The following is a 25,409-nucleotide window of genomic DNA, read 5'->3' on the forward strand; positions in this document are numbered from 1 at the left end:
TTGAAGGGGCGTTGCGTCCTGATGCATCGATCCTAGGTAATGTACGGGAGTGGCGTGTAAATTCGGCCGCCCCTTAGGGAAGTTGGAAGGCCTATGACCTCGAAGAAGACCGGTTATCTCCTGGGCGCCGCCTTCGGCGTCGGCATTGCGGCGGCCGCCATGGTGGCGGGGGCCGGCGCACAGCTCCCGGAGGGCGCGGCGAACGACAATCCGGCCTCCGTGGTGCGCACGTCCGCCGCATCCAACGTCTTCGCCCCGCCGCCCGGCGCGCCGATGTCGTTCGCCGACATCTTCGAGAAGGTCTCCCCGGCCGTGGTCTCGATCAACGTGACCTCGCGCGCCGACGCGCGCGCCCTGCGCCGCATCCCCGGCTTCGAGAACTTCCCCTTCGACATCGTCCCGCGCGGCGAGGAGGACGAGGAAGGCGGCGGCCGGACCACGCCCGAGGGCCAGCCGCGCCTGCCGCGCCAGCAATCCTCCGGCTCGGGCTTCTTCATCCGTCCCGACGGTTACATCGTCACCAACAACCACGTGGTGGAGAACGCCGAGGAGATCACCGTCGTCCTCAAGGACGAGCGTGAGCTGAAGGCGACTGTCGTCGGGCGCGACGAGGGCACCGACCTGGCGGTGCTCAAGGTCGAGGGGAACAACTTCCCCTATGTGAATTTCGAGAACGCCGCCAAGCCGCGCGTCGGCGACTGGGTGATCACCGTCGGCAACCCGTTCGGCCTGGGCGGCACCGCCACCGCCGGCATCATCTCGGCCTACGGGCGCGACCTGAACGAGGTGTTCGTCGACTACATCCAGATCGACGCGCCCATCAACCGCGGCAACTCGGGCGGGCCGACCTTCGACATCTACGGACGGGTCATCGGCGTGAACACGGCGATCTTCTCGCCGACCGGCGGCTCGGTGGGCATCGGCTTCGCCATCCCCTCGGAGATCGCCGACAACATCACCCGCCAGCTGATCTCGGGCGGCAAGATCACCCGTGGCTACATCGGCGCGACGATCCAGAACTTCACCACCGAGATGGCCGAGGCCCAGGGCCTGGGCGATCAGCGCGGGGCCATCGTCTCCGACCTGGTGCCGGGCGGCCCGTCCGAGCGCGCCGGGCTGCAGCCGGGCGACGTGGTCACCTCCGTCAACGGCCGGCCGGTGAAGACCTCCTCCGAGCTCACCCGCGAAGTCGCCAAGGCCAACGCCGGCGACACGCTGCGCCTCGACGTCATCCGGGACGGCCGCCGCCGGGTGGTCGAGGTGCGCTCCGGCGTCCGCCCGACCGAGAGCGAGCTGGCGGCCAACAACGAAGGCGCGCCGAACCAGCCGAACCGCCAGGGCAACGCGATCCCGCCGCAGGCTCAGCGGCCGGAGGTGCTGGGCATGGCCATCGGCCCGCTCGACGCCGCCGCCCGCCAGCGCCACAGCATCCCGGCCGACGTCCGCGGCGTGGTCATCGAAGCGATCGACCAGGCCTCCGACGCGGCCGAGCGCGGCCTGCGCCGCGGCGACGTCATCGTCCGGGCCGGCAACAAGCAGATCGCCAGCGCCGCCGACCTGGCCGGCGAGGTGGAGTCCGCCAAGAAGGCCGGGCGCTCCAGCGTCCTGATCGGCGTCAACCGCGACGGACGGACACTCTTCCTTCCGCTCAAGGTGACCGGCTAATCTCCCTGGCTGTCAGGGGGAATCGGCCATGCGCATTCTGATCGTCGAGGACGACCTCGAGGCCGCCGAGGCCATGGCCCGCGGCCTCACCGAGGCCGGCTACGAGTGCGTCAAGGCGCCGGACGGCGAGGCGGGCCTGGAAGAGGCCCGCAAGGGCGGCTTCGACGTGCTGATCGTCGACCGGATGATGCCGAAGATGGACGGGGTGACCCTGATCCAGACCCTGCGGCGCGAGAACGACCAGACGCCGGTGCTGTTCCTCTCGGCCCTCGGCGAGATCAACGATCGGGTCGCGGGCCTCAAGGCGGGCGGCGACGACTACCTGGTCAAGCCCTACGCCTTCGCCGAGCTGATCGCCCGGGTGGAGGCCCTGGCCCGGCGGCGCGAGACCGGCTCGGTGGCCACGGTGCTGCGGGTCGGCGACCTGGAGATGGACCTCATCGCCCGCACCGTGCACCGCCAGGGCAAGGAGATCGACCTGCAGCCGCGCGAGTTCCAGCTGCTGGAATTCATGATGCGCCACGCCGGCCAGTCGGTGACCCGCACCATGCTGCTGGAGAAGGTCTGGGAGTACCATTTCGACCCCCAGACCAACGTCATCGACGTCCACATCTCCCGCCTGCGCTCGAAGATCGACAAGGGCTTCGACCGGCCGATGCTGCAGACCGTCCGCGGGGCGGGGTACCGGCTGGACGCCTGATCCGGTGCGCCTGCCGCGCATCTTCCGGACGACGCCGTTCCGGCTGACGCTGCTGTTCCTGGCGCTGTTCGCGGCGGCGGCTTCGGCCTTCCTGGCCTACATCTACGTGGCGACGGCGGGCGAGGCGGCCCGGCGCACCGACCAGGCCATCCTGCGCGAGATGCGCTCGCTGACCGGCGCCTACGAGCGGGCCGGGGTCGACGCCCTCAACCAGGCGCTGATCGAACGGGCGGCCAGCGAGCGGCCCTTCCTCTACCTGCTGATGCGCCCGGACGGGACCGTGATCTCCGGCTCGATCCAGGAGTCGCCCCTCGAAGAGTTCAACGGCGAGCCGACCTGGACCAGCTTCCGGATCACCGAGGTCGACGCCCAGGGCCGCCGGGTCCGCAGGCCGGCGCGCGGCCTCCAGCAGCGGCTCGGCTACGGCGAGATCCTGTTCGTCGGCGCCGACGTGGGCGAGGACGAGGCCTACATCGACTCCATCGTCGTCGCCCTCTGGGGCGCGGTGGTGCTGGTCATCATCCTGGGCCTGGCCGGCGGGGTGATCGTCAGCCGCAATGTCAGCCGCTCGATGGGCGGTCTGATCGACGTGGTCACCCGGGTCCGCAACGGCGACCTGGCCGCCCGCGCCCACGTGCGCGGGGCCCGCGACGAGATGGACGAGCTGGCCGAAGGCCTGAACGAGATGCTCGACCGGCTGGAGCGCTCGATGGCCGGCCTGCGCCACGCCGGCGACGCCATCGCCCACGACCTGCGCTCGCCGCTCACGCGACTGCGGGCCCGGCTGGAGGCGGCCTACATCGACGTCGAGGCCGGCAAGGGCGACGCCGAGCATGCCCTGGCCACAGCCATCGAGGACACCGACGGGGTGCTGAAGACGTTCGGCGCGGTGCTGTCGATCGCGCGGCTGCAGGCGGCCGGCTCGGCCCCCAACCAGGTGCTGTTCGACCCCAAGGAGCTCGCCGCCGACATCGCCGAGCTCTACGAGCCGCTGTGCGAGGACAAGGGCATCGACTTCGCCGCCGAGCTCGCGAGCGACCTGCGCGTGCGCGGCAACAAGGAGTTCCTCGCCCAGGCGCTCGCCAACCTGCTCGACAATGCGGTCAAGTACACCCCCAGCGGCGGGGCGATCATGCTGCGGGTGCGCCGCCGCTCCTCCGGCGAGGTGGAGTTCTCGGTCACCGACACCGGCCCCGGCGTCCCCGAGGCGGACCGCGCCCGGGTCGTGCAGCGCTTCGTGCGCCTGGAGAACAGCCGCAACGAGCCCGGCGCGGGGCTGGGGCTCTCCCTCGTCGCCGCCGTCGCCGAAGCCCACGGCGGGCGGCTGGAGTTGTCGGAAGGTCCCGGCGTCGTCGGCGACAGCGGCCCGGGCCTGCGCGTGGCGTTCATCCTGCCGCGGGCGGGGTAACCCCCACCGCTCATCCCGGAGGCCGGGATGAGCGGGCTTGGTTTACCGCCGCCGCCCGCCGAACAGCGCGTCCACCGCGAACCTGCCCGGCCCCGCGGTCGCCAGGTGCAGGCCGATCACCACCAGGGCCGCCGCCGGAAACGAGCCGCGGATGCCGGCGAACCGGTCGACCATCGCGATGGCGATGAGGAAATGGACGGCGCAGAGCAGGCCCGCCCAGCGGGTCAGGGCGCCGGCGACGAAGGCCGCGCCGCAGGCGAACTGGGTCCACACCGACAGCGGCGCCATGATCTCGGGGAAGGGGAACTTCCACTTGGCCAGGAAGCGGACGAACTCGGCCATGTGTGCGTCGCTGGTGATGTTGTCCCACACCCCCCAGATGAGGAAGCCGCCGACCACCAGCCGCATCAGCAGCGCGCTGGCGTCCGACCAGCGGCTGAGCCCCGAAAGCGTGATCCCGCCCTTCGCCATCGTTCGCCCCCTCGTTCGCGCCGCCCGATAGTGGGTTGGTTCGCGCCGCGGCGCAGTTAAATATCGCCAGCCGCATGCCGCCCCTCAGCCCACGCCTCAAGCCCTGCGGGCCCGTCGCCGACCCCAAGGCCGCCGAGAGCCTGCGCGAACGGCTCGCCGAGGCGCTGGGCGAGCGCTGGCCGGTGGTGGAGGCGGCCTGGCCGGCGCTGGCGCCGGTGTTCGGCGCCTCGCCCTACCTGACCAGCCTGGCCCGCCGCGACGAGCCGCGGGTGGCCGCGCTCCTGGAGGCGGACCCCGACGCGCGGTTCGAGGACCTGCTCGCCCGCACGGCCGAGGCGGCGGCGCTGGACACCGCCGAGGCCAAGGCCGCGCTGCGCAAGCTGAAGGCCGAGGCCCACCTGCTGACGGCCCTGTGCGACCTCGGCGGCGTGTGGGACCTCGACCAGGTCACCGGCGCGATCACCCGCTTCGCCGACGCCAGCCTGGCCGCCGCCCTGGCGGTCGCCGCGCGGGGCGAGCTGGCGGCCGGCCGGCTGACGCGCCTGGGCCGGGGCGCCGAAGGCCCCGTCCCGGGGTGGTTCTGCATCGCCATGGGCAAGCAGGGCGCCTTCGAGCTCAACTACTCCAGTGACGTGGACGTCTCGGTCTTCTTCGAGCCGGAGGCCCTGCCGCTGGCCGACGGCGTGGAGCCGCAGGCGTTCGCGGTGCGCCTGACCCACCGGCTGTCGGAGCTGATGCAGGAGCGCACCGGCGACGGCTACGTCTTCCGGGTGGACCTTCGGCTGCGGCCCGACCCGTCGTCCACCCAGCCGGCCGTGCCTGTGCCGGCGGCGCTCGAATACTACGAGAGCGTCGGCCAGAACTGGGAGCGGGCGGCCTTCATCAAGGCCCGGCCCTGCGCCGGGGACCTGCCCCGCGCCGAAGCCTTCCTGGCCGAGCTGCAGCCCTTCATCTGGCGCAAGAACCTCGACTTCGCGGCCATCGCCGACATCCACTCGATCAAGCGGCAGATCCACGTGCACAAGGTGGACGAGCGGGTGGTCGCCAAGGGCCAGGACCTCAAGCTCGGCCGCGGCGGCATCCGCGAGATCGAGTTCTACGTCCAGACCCAGCAGCTGATCCTGGGCGGCCGCCAGCCGGAACTGCGCGGCCGGCGCACCCTCGACACCCTGGCCGCCCTGCGCGACGCCGGCCACGTCACGCCTGAGGCCTGCGCCGAGCTGACCGAGGCCTACCGCACGCTGCGCGCCCTGGAGCACCGCATCCAGATGCTCGCCGACGAGCAGACCCACCGCCTGCCCGAGGGCGACGCCGAGCGCCGGCGGGTCGCGGCGCTCGCCGGCTACGACCAGCTGCGCAGCTTCGATGCGGCGGTGATCAAGGTGCTGAAGACCGTCAACGCCCGCTACGGCGAGCTGTTCGCCGGCGAGGAGGAGCTGGCCTCCCGGTTCGGCAGCTTGGTCTTCACCGGCGTCGACGACGATCCCGAGACCCTGCGGACCCTGGCGCGGATGGGCTTCTCCAACCCGCCGCAGGTCTCGCGCACCATCCGCAACTGGCACCACGGCCACATCCCGGCGACGCGCACGGAACGGGGGCGGGAGCTGTTCACCCGGCTCGCCCCGCGCCTGCTGGAGGCGGCCAACGCCACCGGCGCGCCGGATGCGGCCTTCAACCGCTTCGCCGACTTCTTCGCCAAGCTGTCGTCCGGCGTGCAGCTGCAGTCGCTGTTCCTGGCCCAACCCAAGCTGTTCGAGCTGGTGGTGCAGGTGATGGCCTTCGCCCCGCGCCTGGCGGCCACCCTGGCCCGCCGGCCGGCGGCGCTGGATGCGATGCTCGATCCCGGCTTCTTCGATAGCATCGATCCCAAGGAGGACCGGCAGCTGATGACCGGGGCGGCCGAGCGGGCGGACGGGTTCGAGGCGGCGATGGACGCGGTGCGCCGGGCCCATCGCGAGCAGGCGTTCCGGATCGGCCTGCAGGTGATGAGCGGGGCGGCCAGCGCGGAGGTCGCCGGCCGCGCCTTCGCCGACCTCGCGGACAGCTGCATCGCCGCGCTGGCTCCTGTGGCCCTGGACGAGGTGCGCCGCATCGGCGGCGACTTCGACGGCGAGGTGGCCGTGGTGGCGCTGGGCAAGTGCGGCTCCCGGGAGATGAGCGCCACCTCCGACATCGACATGATGACCCTCTACCGGGCCGGCGCGCCGGACGCGGCCTCGTCGATCAAGGAGTGGAGCGCCGACGTCTTCTTCTCCCGCTTCACGCAGCGGCTGATCGCGGCCCTGTCTACGCCGACCACCGAGGGGCCGCTCTACGAAGTGGACATGCAGCTTCGGCCGTCCGGCACCAAGGGGCCGGTGGCGGTCAGCTTCCGCGCCTTCGAGAACTATTACGAGGGCGGCGGGGCCGAGACCTGGGAGCTGCTGGCCCTGACCCGCGGCCGGGTGGTGTGGGCCAGCTCCGAGGCCTTCGCCAGGGACGCCGCGGCGGCCATCGCGCAGGCCCTGCGCCGGCCGCGCGAAGCCGGGCGCATCGCCCGCGACGTGCGCGAGATGCGCGACCTTCTGGAGCGTGAGCGGCCGCCCAAGCACGACTGGGACCTGAAGCTCGCCCCCGGCGGCCTCGTGGACGTGGAGTTCGCCGCCCAGCACCTGCAGCTGGTCCATGCGGCCGACGGCGGCCCGTTGCGCCAGAACACAGCCGAGGCGCTGGCGGCTTTCCGCGAGGCCGGCCTCGGGCCTGCCGGGGCGCTCACCGCCCTCGAGGACGCCTGGCGCCTGCAGCAGAACCTCACTCAGCTCCTCAAGGTCGCGCTCGAAGAGAACGCCGACCCCGAGGGCGAGCCTAAGGCGTTCAAGGCGCTCCTCGCCCGCGCCGGCGGCGCCCGCGACTGGCGCCAGCTCAAGACGCGGCTGGCGGCGGTGCGCGCCGCGGCGCGCAAGGCCTACGCGGCGGTGGTGGCTTAAGACCTCTCCCGCAAGCGGGGAGGTCTAAAGCCTTCAGGCCACCGCCTCGTGCGTCGCGGCGGCCGGAACGCTCTGGACCACCGGCAGGGTGAAGCTGACCTTGGTGCCTTCGCCGGGCGAGCTCTGGATGTCGAGCACGCCGCTGTGCATCTCCACCAGCGACTTGGTGAGGGCCAGGCCCAGGCCCGTGCCCTGCTGGGTCTTGGCGTGCTGGCTTTCGATCTGCTCGAAGGGCGTGGCCAGGCGGGCCAGGTCGTGGGGCTCGATGCCGATGCCGGTGTCGGTGACGCTGACCTTCACCCGCTCGCCGAAGTGGTCGCGCCGGATCTCGGCCGTGACGATGATCTTGCCGCCGCGGGGGGTGAACTTGACGGCGTTGGACAGCAGGTTGAGCAGCACCTGCTTGACGGCCCGGTAGTCGGCCTCGATCTCCGGCAGTTCGGGCAGGTTGAGCGCCAGCGACAGGCCGGCGGCGTCGGCGCGGTTGCGCACCAGCCGGGCGGCGTCCTCGACGACCTCCTCCAGGGCGATCGGCTCGAACTTCAGGTTCATCTTGCCGGCCTCGATCTTGGACATGTCGAGGATGTCGTTGATCAGCGCCAGCAGGTGCTGGCCCGAGGCCAGGATGTCCTGGGCGTACTCCTTGTAGCGGGCGTCGCCGAGGGGGCCGAACATCTCCCCGACCATGATCTCGGAGAAGCCGTTGATGGCGTTCAGCGGCGTGCGCAGCTCGTGGCTCATGTTGGCCAGGAACTCGCTCTTGGACTTGTTGGCCGCCTCGGCCCGCAGCTTCTCGGCCTCGTACTTGCGGGCGAGTTCGGAGAGCTGCTCCTGGCTGCGCTCCAGCTTCACGACCGCGGCCTGCAGCTGCTCCTCGTTGAGCCGGCGGGCGGTTTCCTGCGTCTTGATGGCGGTGATGTCGGCGGCGGTCATGACCAGACCGCCCTCGGCCGTGCGCCGCTCGGAGATCTGGATCCAGCGGCCGTCGTTGAGCTCGGCCTCGCGCACGCCGCGCCGCCCGTCGGGAGCCGGCTGCTGCTGCTTGATGGCCAGGGCGGCGAAGCGGTTGACCTCGTCGCGCATGGCGCCCGGCTTCAGGACGCGGGGCTCGATGTTGAAGAAGGCCCGGTAGTTGCGGTTGCAGAGCAGCAGCCGCCCGTGCCGGTCCCACAGCACGAAGGCCTCCGAGACGCTCTCGATGGCGTCGCGCAGGCGGTTCTCGGCGGCCTGGGCCCGGGCCTGGGCCATCCGCTCCTCGGTGACGTCCAGGGCCACGCCGATGATCCGGGCGAAGCTGTCGGTGTCGGTCTGGCCGAAAGCCTGGCCGCGGGCGTCGATCCAGATCGGCCGGCCGCCGTGCGGACCGGGCACGCGGAAGGAGACGTCGAAGGCGCCATAGACCGCCGCGGTGGTCAGGGCGTTGCGCAGCCGGTCGCGGTGCTCGGGGCTGACCCGCTCGATGACGTCGGCGCCGTCCACCACCCCGCCGCCGCCCCAGCCGAAGATGGCCCCGGTGACGTCGGACATGAACATCTTGTCCGAGGCGATGTCCCACTCCCAGATCCCGCAGCGGGCGGCCTCCACGGCGAGGCGGAAACGCTGCTCGTTCTCGACGAAGGCTCTCTGGGCGGCCTCGGCCCGGCGGCTCTGGCGCAGCAGCATCAGGCCCAGGCCGAAGGCGGCGCCCAGCGGCAGCAGCAGCCAGGCGATCTGCTCGCGCATCATGGCGTCGCCGCCCGGGGCGGCCGGCGCCGCGGCGACGGCGATCAGCGCGCCGCCCGCCGCGGGCTTGCCGGCCAGGTCCAGGGGCGCGCCGTCGGGGCGCGCGCCGCGGATCGGGTGGTCGGCGCTCAGGTCCTTGACCGGACGGCCGAAGGCGGCGGCGACATCCGCGGCGGCGGCGGTCTCGCCCGCCGCGGCGAGGATCTGGCCGGTTCGGCCGACGAAGGCCTCGCCGGACCCGCGCGCCAGCAGGCCCAGGAGCCGGTTCGGATCGCCGGCCAGGCCGATCCAGCGGCGGCCCTGCGGGGTCGGCGCGGAGACCACGGCGATCAGCGTCGGGCGGCTGCCGGCCACGGTGAAGGCGATCTCCTGCCCGCCGGCCTCGGCTGCGCGGACCAGGTCCACCCAGCGCACGCCGGAGGTCTTGCCGGCGGCCGCGGCCAGCTGGCCCTCGCTGACCACCACCGCGCCGGAGGCGGCGCCGGACGCGGCCCGCAGCGCCGTCTCGGCCGCGTCCAGGGGATCGCGCGGGGCGCGCTGCAGCACCTCGACGGCGGCCAGCGCGCCGCCCTGCAGGGCCGCGGCCTCCACGTCCGCCCGGGCGGCGAGCACGCCGGCGCGCTGCGAGAGGGCGGCGGCCGTGGGGCTGGCGGGCGGCGAGCTGGACAGCCGCCAGAGGGCGAAGACGGTGTAGACGCTCAGCAGCAGCAGGGCCGAGAGGATGAGCAGCCGCACGAAGCTCTGCGAGGCGATCGGCGCGCCCGCCAACGCGCCCCCGCCCGCCGGTCGGCCGAGTTCCCTCTCAGCCGAATCCACGCCCCCGCGCCTGGCCAAAAGCCGCCGCTCCTTCAAGCCCCCGAGCAAGCCCCGAGTCACCCCTGACCACGGAGTCTACGCGGACCGCCCGACTCGGTCACGCCCGACGGCTGCGCCTTTCGCCGCGGGCGGCTTCACTGTGGCGGCGCGGACTCAGTGGCTCTTTGGATGCTCAGTCCGCCAGGGCCTTGCTGGCCAGCTCGTAGACGTTCTTCGACAGGCCCTCGGTCCCGACGATCCGCTGCAGCTCGGCCTTCATCAGCTCGCCGTACTCGGGCCGGTAGCGGCGCCAGCCGCCCAGCGGCTCGACGAGCCGGGCGGCGACCGAGGGGTTGATGGCGTCGACAGCCAGGATCTGGTCGGCGAGGAAGCGGTAGCCGGCCCCGCTCGGGTCGTGGAACCGCGAGGGGTTCATCGAGGCGAAGGTCGAGACCAGGGCCCGCAGCCGGTTGGGGTTCTTCGGATCGAACGCCGGGTGGGCGGTCAGGCCCAGCACGCGGCCCAGGGCGCCGTCGCCCGGATCGCGGGCCTGCAGGGCGAACCACTTGTCGACCACCAGCGGCTCGTCCTTCCAGCGGTCGTAGAAGTGGGCCAGCGCGTCCTCGAAGGCCTGGCCGCCGATCAGCATCAGGGCCGAGAGCCCGCCGATGGCGTCGGTCATGTTGGAGGCGGCCTCGTAGTGGCCCCGGGCCAGCTCGACGACCTCCGAGCGCGGGTTGGCCGCCATCAGGTCGAGGGCGGCGTTGCGCAGGGCCCGGCGCCCGGCGCTGACCGCATCGGGGGAGAACTCCCCGAGCTGCTGCAGGCCGGTGTGCAGCCGCCTCAGTTCCTCGTCGAGGTGAAGGGCCAGGCGGGTGCGAAGCGTCTCGCGGGCCTCGTGGATGGCGGCCGGGTCGGCCGGTTGGCGGGCCAGCGCCAGCTCCTGCTCGCTGGGCAGCGCCAGCAGCAGGGCCTTGAAGGCCGGCTCGGCCGCCTGGTCGGTCAGCGCGCGGCCGACGGCCTCGGCGAACCGCTCCTCGCCCACCTCGTTCGGCGCGCCGCCGGCCCGGGCCAGCATCAGGTCGCGGGCCAGCCCCTGGCCGGCCTCCCAGCGGTTGAACAGGTCCGGGTCCGAGGCCAGCAGGACGTAGCGGTCCTTGGGCTCGGCGTCGGTGATCAGGGTGACGGGCGCCGAAAAGCCGCGCAGGGCGGAGACGACCGGCGGGCGGTCGACGCCGTGCAGGGTCACCTTGGCCGCCCCGTCCTTCAGCACGATGACGGTCTCGTCCATCGCCTGGCCGTCGCGCTCGAAGGCGAGCGTGCGGCCCTCGGCGTCCAGCAGCCCGACCGCCACGGGGAGGGGCAGGGGGCGCTTGTTCGGCTGGCCGGGCGTCGGCGGCGTCTCCTGCGAGAGTTCGAGCTCCAGGGTGCGCGCGGCCTCATCGTAGCGGCGCTTGACGGTCACCTTCGGCGTGCCGGCCTGCTCGTACCAGGCGAAGAAGTCGGAGAGGTCCTGGCCCGAGCTCTCCTCGAAGCAGCGGATGAACTCCTCGACCGTGGTGGCGTGGCCGTCCCAGCGCTCGAAGTAGAGGTCCATGCCGGCCCGGAACGCCTGCGCCCCGATCAGGGTCTTCAGCATCCGGATCACCTCCGCGCCCTTCTCGTAGATGGTCGCGGTGTAGAAGTTGTCGATCTTCAGGTAGCTCGACGGTCGAACCGGGTGGGCGAGGGGGCCCTGGTCCTCGGGGAACTGGCGGGCGCGCAGCTGCTTGACGTCCTTGATCCGCTGCACCGCCTCGCCGCGCATGTCGGCCGAGAAGCTCTGGTCGCGGAAGACGGTCAGCCCTTCCTTCAGGCACAGCTGGAACCAGTCGCGGCAGGTGATCCTGTCGCCCGTCCAGTTGTGGAAGTACTCGTGGGCCACCACGCTCTCGATCCGTTCGTAGTCGAGGTCGGTGGCGGTGGCCGGGTCGGCGAGGAGCAAGCTGGAGTTGAAGATGTTCAGCCCCTTGTTCTCCATCGCCCCGAAGTTGAAGTCGCGGACGGCGACGATCATGAAGAGGTCGAGGTCGTATTCGCGCCCGAAGGCCTCCTCGTCCCATTTCATCGAGCGCTTGAGGGCGTCCATCGCATAGGCGGCGCGCGGCGCCATGCCGGGGTCGACGTAGATCTTCAGCTCGACCTTGCGGCCGCTCATGGTGGTGATCGAATCCTCGAGCACGTCGAGCTCGCCGGCCACCAGGGCGAACAGGTAGCAGGGCTTGGGGAAGGGATCGTTCCAGACGGCGTAATGGCGCCCGCCGGGCAGCTCCCCGGCCTCCAGCAGGTTGCCGTTGGAGAGCAGGTGCTGGAACTTCCTGTCCGCCTCGATGCGGACGGTGAAACGGGTGAGCACGTCCGGCCGGTCCGGGAACCAGGTGATCTTGCGGAAGCCCTCGGCCTCGCACTGGGTGCAGAACCGCCCGCCCGACATGTAGAGGCCTTCCAGGTGGGTGTTGGCCTGCGGGTCGATCTCCACCTCGGTCTCAAGGGTGAAGACGTCGGGCACGTTCGGGATGGTCAGGAACTCGTCGTCCACGGTCCGCTCGCCCTCGCCGAGGGCCCGGCCGTTCAGGGCGACCGATACGGGCTTCAGCCGCTCGCCGTTCAGCACCAGCGGCTCGGCGTGGTCGCCATTGCGCCGTATGTCGAGCCTGGCCTTCACCCGCGTGGCGTTCGGCGAAAGGTCGAAGTGCAGCTCCACCTCGTCGATGAGGTAGGCGGGCGGGCGATAGTCGGACAGGCGAATGGCCTGAGGGGTCTCGGTGCGCATCCCACCGATGTAACGGCCCGTCACCTCGCTCGCCAGGGGGCAGGTGACAGGTAGCGCCCGGGCGGGCGCAACCAGCCACCGATCGACGCCGGTGACTGGTCGGCTGCGACGCAGCCTACCTGTCACCCTTTACAGCTACTCCGCTGCGTGCCGCACGCCCTCGCTGGCCGGCGGCGGGGTCTCGGGGCCGGCGGGGACTTCGCCCAGGTAGCGGTCGATGGCGGCGGCTTCCTCGGCCAGGTGGCGGACCACCGGCGGGGCGTCCTCCGGCTCGTCGGCGACGATGGCGGTCAGCGCGCGGGCCAACTGCAGCAGGCGCGGGGCCGAGGCGATCAGCCGGGCCTGGAACTCGATCTTGCGCGGGTCGCGGTCGTATTCGGCGCCGGGCACGCGCCAGCCGCCCCAGTCCTGCGGGTCGGTGACCACGACGGGATAGGTGCCGGGGAAGGGGTGATGGGCGCAGTCCTCGGGCGTCTGCCACTTGTTGCGGGCGCGCAGGAGGCGCCAGCCGGGGCCCTCGGCGGCCAGGTCGCGGCCGCCGTCGTCCTCGCCCCGCAGCTCGTGGGCCTGGAACTCGCGGCCCAGCCCGACGTCGTAGGTGACCTTCACCGGCTCCTCGAACCCGCGGGCCCACACGGGCACGATCTTCTCGATCACCGCCCAGGCGCCGACGCTCTCGACCCAGACCTTCTGGTTCCGCTGGAAGACCGCCTTGGCCATGTCCGCCCCCTGTCGAGGTGTTGCTCGGGCGGGGAGGAAAGCCGAAAAACGTTGCTGGGCTGTCAATCCCGGGAGGTGGGCATGGACACAGCCGCCGCAATCCGCGCCGAACTCGCCGCTCTGCCGGTGCGCGACACCTCGTCGATGCGGGCCGTCCGCCGGCGCTGGTCGCGGACCCTGAAGGCGGCGAGCGGCTCAGAGATGCTGGAGACCGCGTTGGCGCTGCATCGGACGGGGCCGCGTTGGATCGCCGAGGAGCTGATCCGCCATCACCCCGCCGCCTTCGCCCGCATCGGCGACGCCGAAGTCGAGGCGATGGCGCAGGGGCTGGACAGCTGGGGGGCCGTCGACGCCTTCGGGACGATCCTGGCCGGTCCCGCCTGGGCGGCGGGGCAGGTCTCGGATGATGTGATCTGGGGCTGGGCGCGCTCGCCGGACCGGTGGCTCAGGCGCACGGCCCTGGTCTGCACCACCGCCCTCGGCCGGGCCGATGCCGAACGGGCCCTCGCCCTGTGCCAAGCGCTCGCGGCGGATCGCGACGCCATGGTCGAGAAGGCGCTCTCCTGGGCGCTGCGGGCGCTGGCCATGCGCGATCGCGCCGCCGTCGAAGCCTTCCTGGACGCCCACGCCGAAAGCCTCGCCGCCCGCGTGCGCCGCGAGGTCGGGAACAAGCTCCGGACCGGGCTGAAGACACCAAAATCCTCCCCCGCCGGGGGAGGGGGACCGCGAAGCGGTGGAGGGGGTTCACGCAGACCGACGCGGCGGGCTTGAACCCCCTCAGTCCCTTCGGGACAGCTCCCCCGAGGGGGGAGCATCTTGGCGCCCTAGGCGCTCATCGCCAGCGGCGAGCGGCGCGAACCGGAGAGCAGCTCGGCGTAAATGCGAGTCAGGCCTTCGAAGGTGGTGTCCCAGCCGTGGCGCTGTTCGGCGCGGCGGCGGGCGGCGGCGGAGAGGGCCCACAGATCGCGTTCGAACAGGGCCTCGATCGCCTCGGCCAGGCCTTCCGGATCGCAGGTGCGGGCCCGCTGCCCGACGCCGTCGTCGAACAGCTCCGAGGCGCCGCCGCGCGAGGGGCCGACCACCGGCAGGCCGGCGGCCAGGGCCTCCAGCACCACCAGCCCGAACGGCTCGTTCTCGTTGGCGTGCAGGAAGGCGTCGCAGCTGGCGATCAGGCCGGCCAGCCTGGCCGGGTCGCGCTCGTAGTCCAGGCAAATGACGTGCGGCGAGTAGCGGACGTCCTTGCCCGCCCCGATCAGCACCAGCCGGTAGGGATCGCCCAGCCGCTCCACGGCGCAGACCATGGATTCGATGTTCTTCTCCCGCGCCGGCCGGCCGGCGAACACCAGCAGCCGGGTGTCGGCGGGCACGCCGAGGCGGCGGCGCAACCGCTGCGGGTCGGCCCGGCTGGGGTGGAAGTTCTCCAGGTCCACGCCCAGCGGCTGGACGGCCACGTCCTCCACGCCGGCGTCGGCCAGGCGCTGGGCCATGTGGGCGCTGGGGGCCACCACCCGGTCGAACCGCTGGTAGATGCTGGCCCAGCGCTTCATCGCCACGCCCTCGGCCCACTCGCCGAAGTGAAGGGCGGCCAGCGCGGCCGCATCCGTATGGCAGAAGCCCACCACCGGCGCGCCGACCGCCTCGCCGGCCTCCAGCGCCGCATGGCCGGGCACGAAGATGTCGCCGGCCTCGATGATGTCCGGCTCCAGCATCCGGATCACCGTCTCCCACTTGGTCAGGCTGGCCGGCATCCGGTAGCCGTCGCCGAACGGCAGCTTGGCCGCGGCGACGGTGACGAGGCCGGGGGCCTCCAGGCCCGTCTGGCGGCCCGGGACGACCAGCGTATGGACGATGTCCGGCCGCCGGCGCTCCAGCCAGGCCCGCTTGGCCATGAGGTAGCGCTTAACCCCGCCGGAGCGGGGGGCGAACATCATGGTGGCGTCGATGAGGTGAAGGCCCTGGCCATGTCCGCCCAGCTCGGGGGCGTCGGCAGGGTCCAGGCGGATGAGGTTGTCGGAATCGGCGGTGTCGGGCGCGACGTGTTCGAACAATCCCGCGTCCTTTCTCTTTTCGAGGACTTCTAAGAGCTCTGCCTTGAGCGCAAAACGGATGGCGCGGCGGAATGATCCCGCACGCGCCGTCCGGCATTATTGTGGCGCTCACATGCGCGTCGACGGCTCGCTGATCTCCTCCAGCGTCTGGCCCGCGGTCCTGTCCTTCACCTTACCGGTGAGGTCGCCCAGCGCCAGGATGCCGACCAGCCGCCGGTCCTGGTCAATGACCGGCAGGCGGCGGATCTGGGCCTCGGCCATCTTGTCGGCGGCCTCGTCGAGGTCGTCGTCGGCGTAGGCGTATTCGACCTCGGCGGTCATCACCTCCGAGACCGGCGTCTCGAAGCTGCGCCCTTCGGCGAGCGCGCGGACGACGATGTCCCGGTCGGTGATCATGCCCTGCAGCTTCTCGCCGTCGCAGACCGGCAGCGAGCCCACGTCGATCTCGGCCATGCGGCGCGCGACGGTCTGGATGCTGTCCTGGGGCCGCGCGACCTGCACGTCGCGCGACATCGCTTCGCTCACTCTCATGGTTGTTCCGCTCCCTTGGTCGGGCAGGCGCGCATGCGCCCCCCGCCATCAGCCTCAACAGCCGAGCAGGCTGGGCGGTTGCAGGGAAACCCAACAACCGCTCATCCCGGCGCCGGGATGAGCGGATCACTTTTGCTCACGCAGGCCGCCTCCTCCCGCAAGGGGAGGAGGGTTTCCGTCAGTGCCCGCCCGCGACGCCCGCCGCGTTGATCGAGGCCGCTTCGCTGGCGGCGCGGACCAGCTGGACGAACTCGGCGCGCTCGCCCATCGGATCCTCGCCGCGGGCGCGTTGGGCGAGGCCCGCGATCTCGTTCCAGCCGAAGCGGTCCTCGAGCCAGGGATCGCCGCGCAGCCGCTGGCCGTAGCCGGCGACGGCCGCCGCCCAGCGGGTGGCTTCGGGCGCGGCTTCCACGCTGGGATAGCGGTCGCGCGGGCCGATCGGGCGGGCGATCAGCTTCGATTGCGCCCCGCCGGGCAGCTTGTAGCGCACCTTCAGGAAGGCGAGCTCGCTGGTCGCCGAGGCGCTGGGCCGCGGCGCCGAGTAGCGCAGCGGGTCCGAGGAGGGCGCCGCGCCCGCCGGGGTGATCTCGTAGAGGGCGGTCACCGAGGCGCCGGAGCCGACCTCGCCGGCGTCCACCCGGTCGTTGTTGAAGTCCTCGCGGTTGAGCAGCCGGGTCTCGTACCCGATCAGCCGGTACTCCACGACCTGGGCCGGGTTGAACTCCACCTGGATCTTCACGTCGTCGGCGATGGGGAACAGGCCGCGCGAGAAGTCGGTGCGCAGCAGCTTGCGGGCCTCCATCAGGCTGTCGACATAGGCCGCCGTCCCGTTCCCGTTCTGCGCCAGGGTCTGCATCATCAGGTCCTGGTAGTTGCCGCGGCCGAAGCCGTAGACCGACAGGTAGATCCCCGTCTTGCGCTGCTCGGCGACGAAGTCCTTCAGCTTGGCGGGATCGGCGACGCCGACGTTGAAGTCGCCGTCGGTCATCAGGATCACCCGGTTCACGGCCGTGGGGTCGAACCGCTCGCGGGCCAGGGCGTAGGCCAGCGCCAGGCCCTGGCCGCCGGCCGTGGAGCCGCCGGCGTGCAGGGCCTCCAGCGCGCAGCGCATCTTCAGCTTCTCGCGCCCGCCGGTGGGGGCCAGAACCGCCCCGGCCGAGCCGGCGTAGGCGACCATCGCCACCCGGTCCTGCGGCCGCAGCTGGTCGATCAGCAGGTTCAGCGACTTCTTCGCCAGAGGCAGCCGGTCCTGCGGGCTCATCGAACCGGAGGTGTCGATGAGGAAGACCAGGTTCAGCGGCGGCCGCTGGGCCTGCGGCAGCTCGAAGCCCTGCAGGCCGATGTGCATCAGCTGCCGGTCGCGCGACCAGGGCGAGGGCGCGACGGCGACGTAGGTGGCGAACGGCTCGGCGCGGCTGGCCGGCCGCGGGTAGCCGTAGTCGAAGTAGTTGACCAGCTCCTCCACCCGCACCGCGTCCCGCGGCGGGCGCTGGCCGTCCTGCACGAAGCGGCGGACGTTGGCGTAGGCGGCGGTGTCCACGTCGATGGAGAAGGTCGAGACGGGCTCCTCCGCGACCCGCTTGATCGGGTTGGAGACGGCGTTCGGGTAGCGCTCCGTCTCGACCGCGCCCGGCGGCGGGCCGGGGAACATGGGCGCGGCGAACGCCTGGGGCGCCATCTGCCGCGAGCCGCTGACGACCACCTCTTCGGTTCGGTTCTGAACCGGCGGGACGGGCAGCGGCGGGATGGACGGGATGTCCGCCATCCGGGTCTGGGGCGCCGGCGGCGGCGCCTGCATCACGGGCGGCGGGGGCGGGGGAGGCGGCATGGCCATGGACGGCTGCGCCGTGCGCCCGCCGACCACGCCCCGCCGGTACATCCCGGGTCCGTCGCCGACCTCGAACCCGAGTTCGCGGCAACGCTCCGGAGAGACCTGTCCGTCACCGATCGTGCGGCTCGCCGGCGCGGTGGGCGTCCCGGCCAGCGTGAAGGCGGAAATCAGCGCAAGCGTCTGGGCGATGGGCCTGGCCATCCGTGGTTCTCCCCTAGCGTCATGCTCAAGCTCGCAGGCTCAAGCTGAACGCAGGGTGAGCGCTCGCACGAAAATATGTCAACAGGGAAACATAGTGTCGAAACGGTCATGTGGCGCGATACGACAAGGCCGCGCCCGTCGCCGAGCGCGGCCCAGGTCCGTGCCGTGCCGCCGGATCAGTGCTTCAGCGCGTTTCGGAGGCCTTCCTTCATGCTGCCGACGCCCTTCTGGACCTTGCCCTTGGCCCGATCCATGTCGCCTTCGGCTTCGAGGCGTTCGTTGTCCGTGGCCTTGCCGGCGGCCTGCTTCATCGAGCCCTTGGCGTCCTTCGCGGCGCCCTTCATCTCGTCCTTGTGCATGGTGTCACCTGTAAGCCTCGAGGCGCGGGAGCCGCCTCCTGCCTTAGGTACGCAAAGGTTAAGCGAGGGGTTCCCCCGGCGCGAAGCTAAGCCATTGAAATGGCTTGATCGGCGCCTCAGTCGCCCCGTATCGTCCGGTCGAGCAGGTCCTTGAACGCGGCCATGGCCAGGGCGCGGGCGTCGGCGTCCTCGAGCAGGCGCCTGTTCTCGTTGTGGCCGAGGAAGAAGCTCTTCATCTGGAAGGCGGCGAGCTGGGCCTGGGCCTCGGAAAGCGGCGGCTCGCGGAGGGATCGGAACTCCTTGACCAGGGTGCGGGTCCAGCGGCGTTGCTGGGTCTGCAGGAGGTCGCGCAGGGGCCCGGGCTGGTCGTCCAGTTCGGAGGTGGCCGCCATGATCAGGCAGCCGCCTTCGGCGTTCTCCACCTCGCTCCACGCGAGCCAGCGTTCGAAGATCGTCTCCAGCCGCGACCGGCCGGGCGGGAGCTCGCTGGCGGGGACCCAGACGTACTCGGCGAAGCGCTCCAGGGTGGATTGCAGCACGGCCAGCTGCATCGCCTCCTTGGAGTCGAAGTGCTTGAAAAGGCCGCTCTTGGAGAGGCCCACCGCCTCGGCCACGTCGTTCAGGCTGACGACCGACAGGCCGCGGACGGCCGCCTGCCGCCCGGCCTCCTCCAGGATCCTCGCCCGGGTGGCCTCGCCCTTTCGCACGCTGACGCTTCTCCCTTGATCGAAGTGACCGATCGTGCTCTTTTGGCGTTTAGCGACCGGTCGTGCCCTTTTTTAGTCGAAGGACACGAATATGCAAAGGCTTGGATTTCTTGGCGCGGCCGCCCTGGCGGCCGTGATCGCCGCTCCGCACGCCCAGGCCGGGGAAACCTCCCGCCGGGAAGCGCAGCGCGTGGAGGCCGTCGCCGCGTCGCTGGAGACGGCGGTGGGCGAGGTCGCCTGGACCTGCGTCGCCGACCGGTGCGTCGGTGTGGGGCCGAAGCGGCTGGACTCGATGATGAAGGAGTGCCGGAAGGTCTCGGCGGCCGTCGGCCCGCTCGCCAGCTTCGAGCGCAGCGGCCGAAAGATGAGCGCCCGCGACGTCTCCACCTGCAACCGGCTGGCCGGCACGGCGGGCTACAACCTCGCCGGCGCGGGCCGCTAACCGGCGTCACAGCGCCGCCCGGCGTTGCGCCAGCGCCGGGCGGCGGCTATTTCCCCCGCGACCTCCCCCATTTGATCGAGAGCGCGGACGCCCCATGGCGCAGCAGTACATTTTCCAGATGCAGGGCCTGACCAAGGCCTACCCCGGCGGCAAGAAGGTCTTCGAGAACATCTGGCTGAGCTTCTACCCCGACGCCAAGATCGGCGTCGTCGGCGTCAACGGCTCGGGCAAGTCGACCCTGCTGAAGATCATGGCCGGGATCGACAAGGACTTCACGGGCGAGGCGCGCGCCGCCGAAGGCACCAAGATGGGCTACCTGGAGCAGGAGCCGCATCTGGACGAGAAGCTCGACGTCTGGGGCAACGTCATCGCCTGGTGCGAAGAGAAGAAGATCTTCGACCAGTACAACGAGGTCGCGAACAAGCTCGGCGAGGACTACTCCGACGAGCTGATGGAGGAGATGACCAAGCTGCAGGAGAAGCTCGACGCGGGCGACCTGTGGGACATCGACTCCAAGATCGAAATGGCCATGGACGCCCTGCGCTGCCCGCCGAACGACTGGCCGGTGGACAAGCTCTCCGGCGGGGAGAAGCGCCGTGTCGCGCTGGCCCGCCTGCTGCTCTCCAAGCCCGACATGCTGCTGCTGGACGAGCCGACCAACCACCTGGACGCCGAGTCCGTCGCCTGGCTGCAGCACCACCTGGAGAACTTCCCCGGCTGCGTCATCCTGGTGACCCACGACCGCTACTTCCTCGACCAGGTCACCAAGTGGACCCTCGAACTCGACCGTGGGAAGGGCATCCCCTACGAGGGCAACTACTCGTCCTGGCTGGAGCAGAAGGCCAAGCGGGTGGCCATCGAGGAGCGCGAGGCCGAGAGCCGCAAGCGCACCATCGACCGGGAGCTGGAGTGGGTGCGCTCGTCGCCCTCGGCCCGGCGGTCCAAGTCCAAGGCGCGCCTGGCCGCCTTCGACGAACTGGTCAATCAGGCCGAGCGGCAGAAGCAGACCTACGCCCAGATCCAGATCCCGCCCGGCCCGCGGCTCGGCAATGTGGTCATCGAGGCCGAGGACCTGGAGAAGGCCTACGGCGACAAGCTGCTGTTCAAGGACCTGGACTTCAAGCTGCCGCCGGGCGGCATCGTCGGGGTGATCGGCCCGAACGGCGCCGGCAAGTCGACGCTGTTCAAGATCATCACCGGCCAGGAGACGCCCGACGCGGGCTCGATCCGGCTCGGCGAGACCGTCAGGCTCTCCTACGTCGACCAGTCGCGCGACGCCCTCGACCCGAACAAGACCGTCTGGGAGGAGGTCTCGGCGGGCCTGGACATCATGAAGGTGGGCTCGCGGGAGATCCCCTCGCGCGCCTACGTCGGCTCGTTCAACTTCAAGGGCGCCGACCAGCAGAAGAAGGTCGGCCTGCTCTCGGGCGGCGAGCGCAACCGGGTGCACCTGGCCAAGACCCTGGCCAGCGGCGGCAACGTCATCCTGCTCGACGAGCCGACCAACGACCTGGACGTGGAGACCCTGCAGGCCCTGGAAAGCGCCCTCGAGGACTTCCCCGGCTGCGCCGTGGTGATCAGCCACGACCGCTGGTTCCTGGACCGGCTGGCCACCCACATCCTCGCCTTCGAGGGCGACAGCCACGTCGAATGGTTCGAGGGCAACTTCGAGGCCTACGAAGAGGACAAGAAGCGCCGCCTGGGCGCCGACAGCCTCATCCCCCACCGGATCAAGTTCCAGAAGTTCACCCGCTAAGGCCGGCGGCCATCGGCCACAGGTGATCGCATGGCGCCGAGGGGGTAGCACCTCCGAGGCGAGGCGCGGCGACCGGCCGGACGCGCCGGGCCGCGGCATGCGCCGCCCAAGTCCCCAAGCCTATGCCGCCCGGAGCAGTGAGCGTCATGCCCAAGGTCTATACCGAAACCGACTTCCGCCTGGCCGCGGGCGAGACCCTGTCGGCCACGGACGAGCTGGCTCTGGAGGTCAGCGGCCACGGCTCTCCTGGCGTCTGGATCGACGGGACCATTCAGGTCTCGGCGACCAGCTATCCAGTCGTGGCCGGGATCGACTACAACGCCGCGGTCATCAATCCGGCGCAGGTTCTGATCGGCCCGACCGGCGCCCTACGCGTGCACTCAGACGTTTCTGGGATCGCCGTCGGGATCATGGCGCGCACCCCGGTGAACGTCGCGAACCGCGGGATCATCGAAATCTCCAGCCGGGACTCGGCGACCGGCATCAGCGCCGGCAGCTGGGACCGTCGCGTGGAGAACGCGGGCGAGATCCATGTCACCGGCAAGTTCGCGCGCGGCGTGGACGCCAACGGCGGCGCGCACTTCGTGAACAGCGGACTGATCGACGTGCTCGGCGTGACGCCGGTGGACGGTTCGTCACCCCGGGGAGCCGTGGGCGTGTCGTATTCCGGGCACGCTGAGTATGGTTCGTTCACCAACACCGGCACGATCCGCGCGCGTGACCCGTCGGCCGACGTCGAGAGCACCGGCGTTCACTACAGCGGAAAAACGCCGTTCATAAACAGCGGGACGGTGGAGGCCGACATCGCGCTCTCCATCAGCGGGCAGCAAACCTTCGGCGACATCGCCACGATCCAGAACAGCGGCTCCTTGATCGGGCGGGTTCTGTTCGGCGACCTGGTCGAGCGGCTGGTGAACACCGGCCGCATCACAGGCCTGGTCGAGCTCGGCGGCGGCGACGATGTCTACGATGGCGCGCTGGGCACGCTCGAAGGCCCGCTGCGGGCGGGCGCCGGCGCCGACTCCGTCCTCGGCGGCCTCGCCGGCGAGACGCTGAGCGGCGACGGCGGCCAGGACCACATCGCCGGCGGCGGCGGAGCCGATCTTATCGACGGCGGCGCCGGGGCCGGCACGCTCTACGGGGGAGACGGCGGCGACACCCTGCTGGGCGGCGCCGAGCAGGATTTCATGCGCGGCGAGGCCGGCGACGATTCCCTGCACGGCGGGGACGCCTGGGACAACATGCATGGCAACACCGGCAACGACACCCTGCACGGCGCGGGAGGGAACGACTGGGTGGTCGGCGGCCAGGACAGCGACCTGCTCTTTGGCGACGCGGGCGACGACTACATCGTCGCCAACCTCGCGGCGGACACCGCCCACGGCGGCGAGGGGCGGGACACTATCCTCGGCGGCCAGTCCGACGACGTCCTGGCCGGCGACGCGGGCGACGACTACCTGAGCGGCGATCGTGGCTCCGACACGCTGACGGGCGGCGCCGGCGCCGACAGCTTCCATGCCTTCACCGCGTCAGGCGCCGACCGCATCGTCGACTTCGACCGGGCCGAGGGCGACCAGCTCGTCTTCCGCGGCGCCACGACCTACACGGCGACCCAAGTCGGGGCCGACGTGGTGGTGGACTTCGGCGGCGGCGACGTCGTCACCCTGGTCGGCGTCAGCCAGAGCTCGCTCACCGCCGGCTGGATCGTGCTGGTCTAATCGTCGCCTCCGGCCGCCGCCTCGCGCGCCGGCCGGAACCTCGCCTCCTTCCTCCGGGTTGCTCGCGCGAACCCCACAAACGAAGGAGGCCAGAGATGGCGAACGAACGGCTGGACGGCTGTCGCGTGGCGGTGCTGGCGACCGACGGCTTCGAGCAGGTGGAGCTGACCAAGCCCGTCGAGGCCCTGAAGCAGGCCGGCGCGCAGGTCGAGGTGATCGCGCCCAAGGGCGGCCAGATCCAGGGCTACAACCACCACGACAAGGGCGACATGATCCCCGTGGACCGGCAGCTCTCCGAGGCCGACCCCGAGGCCTACCAGGCGCTGGTGCTGCCGGGCGGGGTGATCAACCCGGACCAGCTGCGGCTCGAGCCGGAGGCGATCGAGTTCATCCGCAGCTTCGTGCAGTCGGCCAAGCCGATCGCCGCCATCTGCCACGGCCCCTGGACGCTGATCGACGCGGGCGGCGTGCAGGGCCGGCGGATGACCTCCTGGCCGTCTCTGAAGACCGACCTGACCAACGCCGGCGCCCAGTGGGAGGATAGCGAGGTGGTCACCGACCGCGGCCTCGTCACCTCGCGCAAGCCCGACGACCTGCCGGCCTTCTGCGCCAAGATGATCGAGGAGTTCGCGGAGGGGAGCCACGCGAACCGTGGCGCACGGGCCCAGCCCGGCGGAGAGGCGCGCCCGTCGATGTGAGGGGTGACAGGTAGGCGCCTGCTGCGCCAACCAGTCACCGACGGGCTTTGGTGACTGGTTGCGCGCAGCGCTACCTGTCGCCGATCTCCCGCACTTGCCGGAGCGGGCTCATCAGCCCGATCAGCGGCGCGAGCGCCATGCCCGCCACGGCTACGAACATCGCCCCGCGCAGGCCGATCTGCTCTGCGAGCAGGCCGCCGGCCAGGGCGCCGGCGATCCCGGCGGCGCCCTCGGCGGCGTGGAAGGTCGCTCCCACCCGGCCGAGCAGGTTCTGCGGCACCAGGCTCTGGCGCAGGCTGGCGGCCAGCACCAGCGACGCCACCGCCAGGCCGTCGCCGAGGATCTGCGCGGTCACCAGCGCCGCCGTGCCCAGCACCGGGTCGGCAGGCGCGAGCGGGATCAGCACGTTCGCCGCCGCCCAGCCGAGGAAACCCAGCAGGATGGCCGGTCCTGCGCCGAGCGCCCGCGACAGCGGCCCGGCCGCCACGGAGCCCGCCAGCGCGCCGGCCCCGCCCGCGGCGATGGTCAGCCCCAGCAGCGAAGGCGTCAGCCCCAGCGTCTGCAGGGCGAAGACGACGTAGGTGGCCGCGAAGAAGCTGCCGAACAGGGTCGTCACCGCGCCCATCAGCAGCAGGGCCCGGACCCGCGGCTCGGACCAGGCCGCGCCGGCGCCGGTGCGCAGGTCCTTCAGCAGGGTGGCCGGCGGCTCCGGCTCCGGCGCCGGCTCGGGCTTGCGGATGGCCCCCAGCAGCGCCGCCGAGGCCGCGTAGGTCACGGCGTTCAGCGCAATCGCGGCCGGGGCGGTCAGCCACTGGAAGAGGACGCCGGCCAGCGCCGGCCCGCCGACCTCGGCCACCGACTCCGTGGCCGACAGCCGGGCGTTGCCCTCGGTCAGCTGCGCCTTGGCGATCAGCCCGGGCAGGTAGGCGTGGGCGGCGATGGCGAATAGGGCGCTCGCGGCGGCGACGATGGCGCCCACCACGAAGATCTGCGCGAGCGACAGCCAGCCCATCAGCGCCGCGGCGGGGATGGTGACCAGCGCCGCCGCCCGCAGCACGTCCATCCCGATCATCAGCCGCCGGCGCGGGCGCCGGTCCACGAATCCGCCCAGCGTCAGGCCGACCGCCAGCCCCGCTGCGCTGCGCACCGCCGACAACAGCCCCAGCGCCTGCGGCCCGGCCGACAGCGTCAGTACGGCCGCGATCGGCAGCCCCTCCCGCGTGATCCGCGCCCCGAACTCGGCGATCGCCTGGGCGCTCCACAGCTTCAGGAAGTCGGGGTTCCGGTTGAGGGCGCTCGCCTCGCTCATGGCGTCAGGCCTTGCACGAAGGCGGCGGCCTCGCGGTCGCCCCTCAGGTGCACGACGGGCGTCCCCGGCGCCAGCTGCGCGATGGCCGCCTCGGTCCTCGGCCGCTTTTCCCGCTCGAAGGTCCAGATGTAGGCCAGCAGCGGCAGGAAGCCGGAGTCGAACTGTTCGTGGCAGCCGGGCGCGAGGTCGGGCCGGGTACCCTTGCGATAGGTCAGCGCCCGCCAGACGACGCGCGCGATGCAGAGCCAGCGGGGCTGGTGCAGCCAGACGATCAGCTCGGCGCGCGGCAGGCGCAGGTCGAAGGTTTTGGAGAGGTAGAGCCCCTCGCTGACCCAGCGCTCGCCGGCGTGGGCCGCGGCGACCCGGGCGCGGAAGGCGGCCGTCTCCGGCTCCACCCAGCCCGGCTCCCAGTAGAGGGCGTCCAGGTGGACGACCGGCAGGCCGAGCCGCGCCCCGACCTTGCGTGCGAGGGTGGACTTGCCCGTACCCGAGCAGCCGATGATCGCGATGCGCTGCATGACGGGCCCTCGCCTGCTTGGCTATAGGAGAA

Annotated in this window: 20 protein-coding genes; 9 read left to right on the forward strand and 11 right to left on the reverse strand. The window is 71.6% G+C overall.

Annotation, left to right across the window (positions count from 1 at the left end; translation table 11 throughout):
- Positions 1-93 precede the first annotated feature (93 nt).
- The 3 genes from ACFSC0_RS13030 to ACFSC0_RS13040 are packed head-to-tail and all read left to right on the forward strand — an operon-like array spanning position 94 to position 3,773.
- Entirely contained in the window at positions 94-1,665 is a 1,572-nt protein-coding gene (locus ACFSC0_RS13030) for a Do family serine endopeptidase (protein WP_377283726.1), read from the forward strand.
- A gap of 28 nt (positions 1,666-1,693) precedes the next feature.
- Positions 1,694-2,365, forward strand: a complete 672-nt coding sequence (locus tag ACFSC0_RS13035; protein ID WP_377283725.1) for a response regulator transcription factor — start codon at positions 1,694-1,696, stop codon at positions 2,363-2,365.
- Positions 2,366-2,369: 4 nt separating this feature from the next.
- Entirely contained in the window at positions 2,370-3,773 is a 1,404-nt protein-coding gene (locus ACFSC0_RS13040) for a sensor histidine kinase (RefSeq protein ID WP_377283724.1), read from the forward strand.
- Between the two features lie 42 nt (positions 3,774-3,815).
- On the opposite strand, the gene ACFSC0_RS13045 is transcribed toward ACFSC0_RS13040, so the two are convergent.
- Entirely contained in the window at positions 3,816-4,244 is a 429-nt protein-coding gene (locus ACFSC0_RS13045) for a DoxX family protein (protein WP_377283723.1), read from the reverse strand.
- 74 nt (positions 4,245-4,318) lie between these two features.
- Here ACFSC0_RS13045 and ACFSC0_RS13050 point away from each other — a divergent pair, with 74 nt between their 5' ends.
- Positions 4,319-7,210, forward strand: coding sequence for a bifunctional [glutamine synthetase] adenylyltransferase/[glutamine synthetase]-adenylyl-L-tyrosine phosphorylase (locus ACFSC0_RS13050; protein ID WP_377283722.1), 2,892 nt, complete (start codon positions 4,319-4,321; stop codon positions 7,208-7,210).
- A 33-nt stretch (positions 7,211-7,243) separates the two neighbouring features.
- Here the strand turns inward: ACFSC0_RS13050 and ACFSC0_RS13055 are convergent, their stop codons facing one another.
- The 3 genes from ACFSC0_RS13055 to ACFSC0_RS13065 all read right to left on the reverse strand — a co-directional run bounded on the left by ACFSC0_RS13055 (position 7,244) and on the right by ACFSC0_RS13065 (position 13,259).
- A complete protein-coding gene (locus tag ACFSC0_RS13055) occupies positions 7,244-9,748 on the reverse strand; it encodes a sensor histidine kinase (protein WP_377283721.1) in 2,505 nt (834 codons plus the stop codon).
- Positions 9,749-9,920: 172 nt separating this feature from the next.
- A complete protein-coding gene (pepN, locus tag ACFSC0_RS13060; protein WP_377283964.1) occupies positions 9,921-12,539 on the reverse strand; it encodes an aminopeptidase N in 2,619 nt (872 codons plus the stop codon).
- A 135-nt stretch (positions 12,540-12,674) separates the two neighbouring features.
- Positions 12,675-13,259 carry a hypothetical protein gene (locus ACFSC0_RS13065; RefSeq protein ID WP_377283720.1) on the reverse strand — a complete coding sequence of 195 codons (585 nt, stop codon included), beginning with the start codon at positions 13,257-13,259 and terminating at the stop codon, positions 12,675-12,677.
- Positions 13,260-13,340: 81 nt separating this feature from the next.
- Here ACFSC0_RS13065 and ACFSC0_RS13070 point away from each other — a divergent pair, with 81 nt between their 5' ends.
- Positions 13,341-14,030: a DNA alkylation repair protein gene (locus ACFSC0_RS13070; RefSeq protein WP_377283719.1), complete on the forward strand. Its 690-nt coding sequence runs from the start codon at positions 13,341-13,343 to the stop codon at positions 14,028-14,030.
- A 53-nt stretch (positions 14,031-14,083) separates the two neighbouring features.
- On the opposite strand, the gene ACFSC0_RS13075 is transcribed toward ACFSC0_RS13070, so the two are convergent.
- The 5 genes from ACFSC0_RS13075 to ACFSC0_RS13095 all read right to left on the reverse strand — a co-directional run bounded on the left by ACFSC0_RS13075 (position 14,084) and on the right by ACFSC0_RS13095 (position 18,936).
- Positions 14,084-15,307, reverse strand: a complete 1,224-nt coding sequence (locus ACFSC0_RS13075; protein ID WP_377283718.1) for a glycosyltransferase — start codon at positions 15,305-15,307, stop codon at positions 14,084-14,086.
- 108 nt (positions 15,308-15,415) lie between these two features.
- On the reverse strand, positions 15,416-15,838 hold the full coding sequence (locus tag ACFSC0_RS13080; RefSeq protein ID WP_377283717.1) for a CBS domain-containing protein: 423 nt from the start codon (positions 15,836-15,838) through the stop codon (positions 15,416-15,418).
- A gap of 178 nt (positions 15,839-16,016) precedes the next feature.
- Positions 16,017-17,870, reverse strand: a complete 1,854-nt coding sequence (locus ACFSC0_RS13085) for a vWA domain-containing protein (RefSeq protein WP_377283716.1) — start codon at positions 17,868-17,870, stop codon at positions 16,017-16,019.
- A 176-nt stretch (positions 17,871-18,046) separates the two neighbouring features.
- Complete coding sequence (locus tag ACFSC0_RS13090) at positions 18,047-18,229, reverse strand: CsbD family protein (RefSeq protein WP_377283715.1); 183 nt, start codon at positions 18,227-18,229, stop codon at positions 18,047-18,049.
- Between the two features lie 116 nt (positions 18,230-18,345).
- On the reverse strand, positions 18,346-18,936 hold the full coding sequence (locus ACFSC0_RS13095) for a TetR/AcrR family transcriptional regulator (RefSeq protein WP_377283714.1): 591 nt from the start codon (positions 18,934-18,936) through the stop codon (positions 18,346-18,348).
- A 91-nt stretch (positions 18,937-19,027) separates the two neighbouring features.
- On the opposite strand from ACFSC0_RS13095, the gene ACFSC0_RS13100 reads away from it, so the two are divergent.
- The 4 genes from ACFSC0_RS13100 (at position 19,028) to ACFSC0_RS13115 (ending at position 23,550) form a co-directional block, all read left to right on the forward strand.
- Positions 19,028-19,378, forward strand: a complete 351-nt coding sequence (locus ACFSC0_RS13100) for a CC_3452 family protein (RefSeq protein ID WP_377283713.1) — start codon at positions 19,028-19,030, stop codon at positions 19,376-19,378.
- Positions 19,379-19,472: 94 nt separating this feature from the next.
- A complete protein-coding gene (ettA, locus tag ACFSC0_RS13105; RefSeq protein WP_377283712.1) occupies positions 19,473-21,134 on the forward strand; it encodes an energy-dependent translational throttle protein EttA in 1,662 nt (553 codons plus the stop codon).
- A gap of 146 nt (positions 21,135-21,280) precedes the next feature.
- Positions 21,281-22,852, forward strand: a complete 1,572-nt coding sequence (locus ACFSC0_RS13110; protein WP_377283711.1) for a calcium-binding protein — start codon at positions 21,281-21,283, stop codon at positions 22,850-22,852.
- A 95-nt stretch (positions 22,853-22,947) separates the two neighbouring features.
- Positions 22,948-23,550: a type 1 glutamine amidotransferase domain-containing protein gene (locus tag ACFSC0_RS13115; protein WP_377283710.1), complete on the forward strand. Its 603-nt coding sequence runs from the start codon at positions 22,948-22,950 to the stop codon at positions 23,548-23,550.
- A gap of 70 nt (positions 23,551-23,620) precedes the next feature.
- Here ACFSC0_RS13115 and ACFSC0_RS13120 read toward each other — a convergent pair whose 3' ends face one another.
- Complete coding sequence (locus ACFSC0_RS13120) at positions 23,621-24,859, reverse strand: MFS transporter (protein WP_377283709.1); 1,239 nt, start codon at positions 24,857-24,859, stop codon at positions 23,621-23,623.
- Positions 24,856-25,377, reverse strand: coding sequence for a P-loop NTPase family protein (locus ACFSC0_RS13125; protein WP_377283708.1), 522 nt, complete (start codon positions 25,375-25,377; stop codon positions 24,856-24,858). The genes ACFSC0_RS13120 and ACFSC0_RS13125 overlap by 4 nt, the downstream gene beginning before the upstream one ends.
- Between the last annotated feature and the right edge of the window lie 32 nt (positions 25,378-25,409).

The organism is Phenylobacterium terrae, from assembly GCF_042681205.1.
GTDB lineage: Bacteria > Pseudomonadota > Alphaproteobacteria > Caulobacterales > Caulobacteraceae > Phenylobacterium > Phenylobacterium terrae.

Coding starts and splice junctions, on each gene's coding strand:
- ACFSC0_RS13030 (WP_377283726.1), top strand. CDS start 94: ATGACCTCGAAGAAGACCGGTTATCTCCTGGGCGCCGCCTTCGGCGTC.
- ACFSC0_RS13035 (WP_377283725.1), top strand. CDS start 1,694: ATGCGCATTCTGATCGTCGAGGACGACCTCGAGGCCGCCGAGGCCATG.
- ACFSC0_RS13045 (WP_377283723.1), bottom strand. CDS start 4,244: ATGGCGAAGGGCGGGATCACGCTTTCGGGGCTCAGCCGCTGGTCGGAC.
- ACFSC0_RS13050 (WP_377283722.1), top strand. CDS start 4,319: ATGCCGCCCCTCAGCCCACGCCTCAAGCCCTGCGGGCCCGTCGCCGAC.
- pepN (WP_377283964.1), bottom strand. CDS start 12,539: ATGCGCACCGAGACCCCTCAGGCCATTCGCCTGTCCGACTATCGCCCG.
- ACFSC0_RS13065 (WP_377283720.1), bottom strand. CDS start 13,259: ATGGCCAAGGCGGTCTTCCAGCGGAACCAGAAGGTCTGGGTCGAGAGC.
- ACFSC0_RS13070 (WP_377283719.1), top strand. CDS start 13,341: ATGGACACAGCCGCCGCAATCCGCGCCGAACTCGCCGCTCTGCCGGTG.
- ACFSC0_RS13080 (WP_377283717.1), bottom strand. CDS start 15,838: ATGAGAGTGAGCGAAGCGATGTCGCGCGACGTGCAGGTCGCGCGGCCC.
- ACFSC0_RS13085 (WP_377283716.1), bottom strand. CDS start 17,870: ATGGCCAGGCCCATCGCCCAGACGCTTGCGCTGATTTCCGCCTTCACG.
- ACFSC0_RS13090 (WP_377283715.1), bottom strand. CDS start 18,229: ATGCACAAGGACGAGATGAAGGGCGCCGCGAAGGACGCCAAGGGCTCG.
- ACFSC0_RS13100 (WP_377283713.1), top strand. CDS start 19,028: ATGCAAAGGCTTGGATTTCTTGGCGCGGCCGCCCTGGCGGCCGTGATC.
- ettA (WP_377283712.1), top strand. CDS start 19,473: ATGGCGCAGCAGTACATTTTCCAGATGCAGGGCCTGACCAAGGCCTAC.
- ACFSC0_RS13110 (WP_377283711.1), top strand. CDS start 21,281: ATGCCCAAGGTCTATACCGAAACCGACTTCCGCCTGGCCGCGGGCGAG.
- ACFSC0_RS13115 (WP_377283710.1), top strand. CDS start 22,948: ATGGCGAACGAACGGCTGGACGGCTGTCGCGTGGCGGTGCTGGCGACC.
- ACFSC0_RS13120 (WP_377283709.1), bottom strand. CDS start 24,859: ATGAGCGAGGCGAGCGCCCTCAACCGGAACCCCGACTTCCTGAAGCTG.
- ACFSC0_RS13125 (WP_377283708.1), bottom strand. CDS start 25,377: ATGCAGCGCATCGCGATCATCGGCTGCTCGGGTACGGGCAAGTCCACC.